General features: G+C 38.0%; 4 protein-coding genes. All 4 read right to left on the reverse strand.

Translation table 11 applies throughout. The annotated features are described in order from the left end of the window. A partial coding sequence (locus tag LDK53_RS22820; RefSeq protein WP_225288152.1) for an ADP-ribosylglycohydrolase family protein occupies nucleotides 1-846 on the reverse strand: 846 nt, incomplete at its 3' end. Between the two features lie 32 nt (nucleotides 847-878). After that, nucleotides 879-1259 (reverse strand): immunity protein Tsi6 family protein, encoded by a 381-nt coding sequence (locus LDK53_RS22825; protein ID WP_225288153.1) that lies wholly within the window; start codon nucleotides 1257-1259, stop codon nucleotides 879-881. Nucleotides 1260-1375: 116 nt separating this feature from the next. Beyond that, complete coding sequence (locus tag LDK53_RS22830; RefSeq protein ID WP_088244248.1) at nucleotides 1376-1723, reverse strand: immunity protein Tsi6 family protein; 348 nt, start codon at nucleotides 1721-1723, stop codon at nucleotides 1376-1378. After that, nucleotides 1716-1880 (reverse strand): polymorphic toxin type 46 domain-containing protein, encoded by a 165-nt coding sequence (locus LDK53_RS22835; protein ID WP_225288154.1) that lies wholly within the window; start codon nucleotides 1878-1880, stop codon nucleotides 1716-1718. Before LDK53_RS22835 ends, LDK53_RS22830 begins: the two co-directional genes overlap by 8 nt. Nucleotides 1881-1884 lie beyond the last annotated feature (4 nt).

A 1884-nucleotide genomic window follows, 5' to 3' on the forward strand; every position in this document is an offset into this window, starting at 1 on the left:
ACTTGAACGAATCTGGTCGCGAGTTTTTTGCTTATACTCGCCCGCATTAATAATCATTACACGTGGCTGGAGCGGCATAATATGTGGAGCGAAAACAAATTCTTTGTTGCTCCCATTAATCATATATACAAGTAAATAGTTTAAATACTGTGTGCTATTTATTGCTTCCGATGCACCATGTGTAGCAATACTTTGTTTTTTGGATTCATAAAATGATTTGCTTAATGACTTTCTAAAAAAAATAGAGACAGGTGCTTGCCTGATAATGGATGCATTACCTGCAGTTTCTGGTGAAGTATTACCGCTCCAGCCAGGACCAATAGCCAAATATTGTTCTAAAGCAAATCGAGTTGTATTCCCTATATCAAAACAGACACCATTTGAACTGTTATAACCATGCTGATACCATGCCAGAAGTTTATTCCTAAAGAATATAGTATCAGCATCACCTTTCTCAAGAAGAGTTTCCGCAAGGCATAATGCCATGGAAGTATCATCCGTCCATTCGCCTGCGCGCAGTCGAAATGGCCCACCCCCTGTCATATCCTTAATGTGTGCTCTGTCACGTGGTAGAAATTCGAGAGTGGTGCCTACAGCATCCCCGACCGCAAGACCAATAAGCGCACCTATCGCGCGATCCCGTGATTCCTCAAGCGAGATGTTACATAATGGTGTTAAATCCCATTTTTGTTGTGCATCGCAATTAAAAGATGATGCTAATGGTTTATCATTATATTCATACTGCATCCTCCGCTGGACTGAAGGACTGCTAATAGGTAAGTAGTTACGATATCTATCTACATATTTTAACAATACATTCAAATTAGCATGTAAATCAATCACCATTCACCCATAATAAAAATATTTAAAACCCAGCACTAAAACTCATCAGGATATTTCTTATTGAGCTTTTGTTGCTTTGTTCTGTAATTGGCGTCAACCTCATGCGGCAACCTAACCTTTAATCCTCGGCGAATTTGATCCACAATAAACCAAGCATCCGACAACCTTTCAAAAAACAACTCATCAGAATTTTCAAACTCCTTCACTGCATACATACCGAACGTCATTTCCCATAATTTTGCCTTATCCTTTTCCTTACCTTCTATTAAATCCCGTAAAAATAATAATTGTTGTACAATAGAGTCGTACATTTGTAAAAGCGGGTTATGAGGGTTAAGATTTTTGACCTCAGCATATCTCTTTTGTGCTATAACCAATGCTCTTTCAACATAACCAAAAATTGTTATTTCATTCATTGCAGTGAATCGAATTGTCTTAAAATATTACACATGATAGCAAGTTATGTCCCCATTTTCCCGTGGTAATTCTAACCAGGATGATTACATTTAAAACTATAATCAAAAGTTGCTCATCACTTGCGATATCTCTTTTGCCTTTTCAAGTACTCGACGTCTTGCTCATGGGGGAGAATAACCTTCAATCCTTGCCCCATCTGAGAAGCTATATAATTAGCATTGGACAAATGCTGAGCAAGCTCGGCATCGGTAGTATCAAACTCTTTGGACGCAAGCACTCCAGGATTCAATGTGTGTAATTTACTTTTATCTTTTTCAGCACCCGTTAGAATGGATCTTATATAATCCAACTGATTCTTTGCCATAATATATAAAGAAAATGTAGGGTTTTGTTCCAATCGATGATTGATTGCATCAATAGCATCATTGATATAATCCAGCGCGGTGTAATTTTCTTTACTCATGAGTCAACTTAAATATATCCTTTTCGCTTGAAAGCATTTGTATTGCCCCACCTTTTGTCTGGTAGGGTACATCTTTCACTGACCAAGTATCAAGCGCGGGCAAAGAAGTACTATTCTCTTGTCGAAGAATCTGTATTTTCCAATTTTTATCACGCAGGGAT

The organism is Enterobacter sp. K16B, assembly GCF_020216105.1.
GTDB classification, from domain to species: domain Bacteria; phylum Pseudomonadota; class Gammaproteobacteria; order Enterobacterales; family Enterobacteriaceae; genus Enterobacter; species Enterobacter sichuanensis.